Source organism: Pseudoalteromonas sp. TAE79, from assembly GCF_000498015.1.
Lineage (GTDB): Bacteria > Pseudomonadota > Gammaproteobacteria > Enterobacterales > Alteromonadaceae > Pseudoalteromonas.
Genome location: NZ_AUTL01000003.1, coordinates 1 through 4137, shown reverse-complemented (window position 1 = coordinate 4137; position 4137 = coordinate 1). Strand labels below are relative to the sequence as shown.

Annotated in this window: 5 protein-coding genes; 3 read left to right on the top strand and 2 right to left on the bottom strand. The window is 40.0% G+C overall.

Features of this window, described 5'->3' with window-relative positions; all coding sequences use genetic code 11:
• Together L655_RS0100050 and L655_RS0100045 are read left to right on the top strand one after the other, a co-directional pair.
• Positions 1-636: anion permease (locus L655_RS0100050; protein WP_024603675.1), on the top strand; the 636-nt coding region annotated here is incomplete at its 5' end.
• Positions 637-733: 97 nt separating this feature from the next.
• A complete protein-coding gene (locus L655_RS0100045; RefSeq protein WP_024603674.1) occupies positions 734-1168 on the top strand; it encodes a GNAT family N-acetyltransferase in 435 nt (144 codons plus the stop codon).
• Between the two features lie 2 nt (positions 1169-1170).
• Here L655_RS0100045 and L655_RS0100040 read toward each other — a convergent pair whose 3' ends face one another.
• Positions 1171-1806 (bottom strand): trimeric intracellular cation channel family protein, encoded by a 636-nt coding sequence (locus L655_RS0100040; protein WP_004334621.1) that lies wholly within the window; start codon positions 1804-1806, stop codon positions 1171-1173.
• 339 nt (positions 1807-2145) lie between these two features.
• Complete coding sequence (locus tag L655_RS1000000127750) at positions 2146-2232, bottom strand: hypothetical protein (RefSeq protein ID WP_241764416.1); 87 nt, start codon at positions 2230-2232, stop codon at positions 2146-2148.
• 283 nt (positions 2233-2515) lie between these two features.
• Here L655_RS1000000127750 and xdhA point away from each other — a divergent pair, with 283 nt between their 5' ends.
• Complete coding sequence (gene xdhA, locus L655_RS0100030; RefSeq protein ID WP_024603672.1) at positions 2516-4015, top strand: xanthine dehydrogenase small subunit; 1500 nt, start codon at positions 2516-2518, stop codon at positions 4013-4015.
• Positions 4016-4137: the final 122 nt, after the last annotated feature.

Sequence of the window (4137 nt, the reverse complement as noted above, 5' to 3'; positions counted from 1 at the left end):
GAAAAAATAATGGTGGGTGTTTTTGCTATGCTGCTTGTTTTATGGGCCGGCGTACCCGCAATGATTTTAGGGGCTGACTACGCGGTTAACACAACCGCAGTGGCTTTTTTAGGTTTGTCGGTTTTATTAGTGACTGGTGTATTAAGCTGGGACGATGTACTTAAAGAAAAGTCTGCGTGGGATACCGTTGTTTGGTTTTCAGCATTAGTAATGATGGCCACTTTTTTAAATAAACTAGGTTTGGTAACGTGGTTTTCAACACTTGTTGAGAGCAACATTGCGCAACTGGGCTTTGACTGGATTGTATCGGCCATTATATTGGTAGCTGTGTATTTTTATGCTCATTACTTTTTTGCCAGTACTACAGCACATATTACTGCTATGTTTGCCGCATTTTACGCCGCAGGTTTAGCGCTTGGCGCTCCGCCTTTATTTTTAGGTTTACTATTAGCTGGCGCTTCATCACTCATGATGTCGTTAACGCATTACGCAACAGGCACCTCTCCCATAGTGTTTGGCTCAGGCTATGTATCATTAAAAGACTGGTGGGTAATGGGCCTTATAATGAGCGTTATTAATTTAAGTGTATGGGGAATTATTGGCGGGCTTTGGTGGAAAGCACTTGGGTATTGGTAGTATTGCCTTTGTTAGTTTGGCTTGCACATTTAATACTGCGCACTTGTTTTGGTTAGTTCTACAAATATAAACATTGAGGCTGTTGCAAGGGAGCACTATGGTTTTTAAATTCATAAAGGCAGCATATTCAGACCGAGACTACTTATTAAGCCTCAGAAAACTGACTATGGTTGAACACTTAGAAAATGCCGGGTTATTTTTAACTGAGCAACAGCATGTTTTAAGGCTTGATGACCAATATAACTGCTCCTATCTTATAGTTATAAATGAGGTACCAATTGGTACTTTAAAATACCAAACGTACGCTCAATACGTTGAAATAATGCAATTACAAATACATCCACTGCATCAAAATAAAGGGTATGGGAAAGCGGTTATTGAACAAGTTATTACAAGTGCGCAGTCAAAACCTATTAAACTCACTGTGCTTAAAAACAACCCAGCATTAGGACTTTATAAGCGGCTGGGTTTTACTATAACGGATGAGAATAATTACGAGTACTACATGCAAACGCGGGCTACTCGTAGCTAAAATTAGTCGCTTTGATCTCTGAAGTCTTTTTTTCTGAAAATAGTTAAATGCCAACCCCAATGCAAAGAGCCTAATCTTAAAAAAATAGTCGTGAAAAATGACCCTAAAATACACCAAATGTAATCTACATTAAGGCTAAATAAAGCGGCATAAACTGCACCACCCGCTAAACACGCAGAGGCGTAAGGTTCGCTGCGCATAACAGTTGGCACCTCACGGCAAATTACGTCGCGTATTAAACCACCAAATATACCTGTAGTAATGCCCATGGTAATTGCGACCACCATGCCAGAGCCATTAATGAGTGCTTTTTCTATCCCCATAATATTAAATAACGCCATACCAACAGCGTCTACTAATAAAAAGTAGTAATTATTAACGCGCGGTAAATATCGAATAAATGCAATTGTTGCTATAACGGCCCCATAGGTCGAATATAAATACTCTGGGGTAGCAATCCAAAATACCGGTTTGTTTAAAAGTATATCTCTGAGGGTACCGCCCCCTAATGCTGTAACGGTTGCCACCACTACTACGCCAAAGCCACTAATGTTTTTTTCATACCCAAGCAATGCCCCTGCAACAGCAAAAAATGCGACACCGAGTAATCCTAGTACCATAAAGTATTCAGCAGTCATGGTAATTCCTTTTTAAAATTTATAAGGAGTAGTTTCAACTTACGTGCCAAAAAACATCCCTTAAAAGTTGAATTAACTTTAAAAATTACATTTAAAAACAACGCTGTAATTCACACTGAATGCAGTTTGAGGTTAGGTTTTATGAAAGGTAATATTTGAGAAGGTAATTATTTTAAAAGTAGGTATTTTTTACACGTTGTTTATAAGTAGGCTCATAAATTAAGCTAGCGCTATTTATCCACTCAAAATAAGCAAGATAGCCTACAAAAATTGACTCAAAGATTAATAGGCTAATACCTATCCAACTTGCAGAGTTACATAAAAAAATAACGCTGACACCTACCCTAATTTTTCATTGTTGATTGGTATTATACGGCCATTAAAAAACATGTCCCCTTGGTCAGGTTTAACCACACCATAAAGCATTTTCATTAATGTGCTTTTACCAGCCCTATTTCCCCCTTTAGATTTAAATAGTAAAAGCATTCGCTTCACCGTGCCTTATTTTTAAAGCGACTCCGTTATTACCTATACCTCGATAATTTAACCCAACCGCCCTTAACTGACCAAGCGGTCAACAATGGCATAGTAACTGCAATAAGCTAATTAAAGATTAAAAAGTATTTTTGTTACCCGTGCGCAAACAACAAGAAAAAACATACGCCAAGCCTTTATGTATCAGGGCTTTATAAAAATTAAGGGGGTCTGTGTGATTCAATTTTTATTAAATAACACACCAATTGAAGTACAAGAATGCTCGCCAAGTCTCACCATTTTGGACTGGCTTCGCACCAAAAAAGGGAAAGTGGGCACCAAAGAAGGCTGTGCAACTGGCGACTGTGGCGCGTGCACAATTTTAGTGGGTGAAGAGCGTATAAATGCAAACGGGGAAGCTAGTTGGCAATACAAAACAATGAACAGCTGTTTATTGTTATTAGGTAATGCGCATGCAAAACATATAGTAACGGTAGAAGCTGTGACTACTGGTTTATACCCAAACTTAACCGATTTACACCCCGTACAACGTGCACTGGTGGAGTGTCATGGTTCGCAATGTGGTTTTTGTACGCCCGGTATAATAATGAGTTTGTTGGCTCTTTATATTAATGAGCCAACGTACCCTGGTAAAAAAGCGGTTATTCATGCACTTGGCGGTAACTTATGCCGTTGTACAGGTTATAGCCCTATATTACTTGCAGCCGAAAAAGCCTATAGCTATGAACGTAAAGCTGAACCGTACTCAGCAATGGCCGCTCAATTTAAAGCATCACTTAATACGCAATATGATGACGATATTCCATTTTTAAAAAATGGTCCTCGCAAATTTTACTTACCACAAACTGCCCAACAACTTGTTGAGCTAAAAGCGCTTTATCCTTATGCACATTTAGTTGCTGGTGGCACCGACTTTGCCATTGAGCTTAGCCAAAACATGCTCTTACCGGATGTAATTATCTCCCTTAGCCAAGTAAAGGATCTTTGCACCTTGGCAGATAATAACGGTGAGTTACACATAGGTGCAGCGCTACCTTATAGCCAATTTGTTGAGGCATTTTATAACCATTACCCAGAGTCAAAAGAGCTATTTGAACGCTTAGGATCAAGCCAAGTACGTAACAGCGGCACACTTGGTGGCAGCATAGGGAATGCCTCTCCTATTGGCGATCCAGCTCCCCTTTTAATCGCTCTTAATGCATCAATGGATTTATTAAGCAGCGCTGGTACGCGCACTATAAAAGTTGCCGACTACTTTATTGATTACAAAAAAACAGTTCTTAAAAGCGATGAAGTAATTAGCAAGTTCACCATCCCAAAGCGCCCAGAGTCACTAAAACTGGCGTGTCATAAAATATCAAAACGCTTTGAAGACGATATATCTACCGTTTGTTTGGTACTTGCTATAGAGCATTCACAAAACATGATTACTCAAGCCCGCTGCGCTATGGGCGGTATGGCAGCTATTCCTAAGCGCGCGCAGCATATTGAGCAAAAGCTGATATCTCAATCGTTACAAGTAAGTAGCTTTATAGACGCAGCAACGGCTATTAACGATGACTTTACGCCCATGAGCGATGTAAGAAGCAGTGCGCATTACCGCACCACGGTAAGCAAAAACTTATTACAACGCATTGGTATTGAGTTTTGTGAGCCGCAAGCAAGCAACAATAACAACATTGCCATTACGAGGATCTCACATGCGTCACTTTGAAATGGATAAACTAAAGGCGCAAGGTGGTAGCGTTGGACAGTCTAAATATCACGAAAGCGCTATTAAACAAGTTTGTGGCAGTGCAAATTTTGCCGACGATAACCCGGAGCCATACGGCTGCC

What these genes read in the sequence shown, in the direction of transcription:
- L655_RS1000000127750 (WP_241764416.1), bottom strand. Translation starts at nt 2,232, where the DNA reads ATGCTTTATGGTGTGGTTAAACCTGACCAAGGGGACATGTTTTTTAAT.
- L655_RS0100045 (WP_024603674.1), top strand. Translation starts at nt 734, where the DNA reads ATGGTTTTTAAATTCATAAAGGCAGCATATTCAGACCGAGACTACTTA.
- L655_RS0100040 (WP_004334621.1), bottom strand. Translation starts at nt 1,806, where the DNA reads ATGACTGCTGAATACTTTATGGTACTAGGATTACTCGGTGTCGCATTT.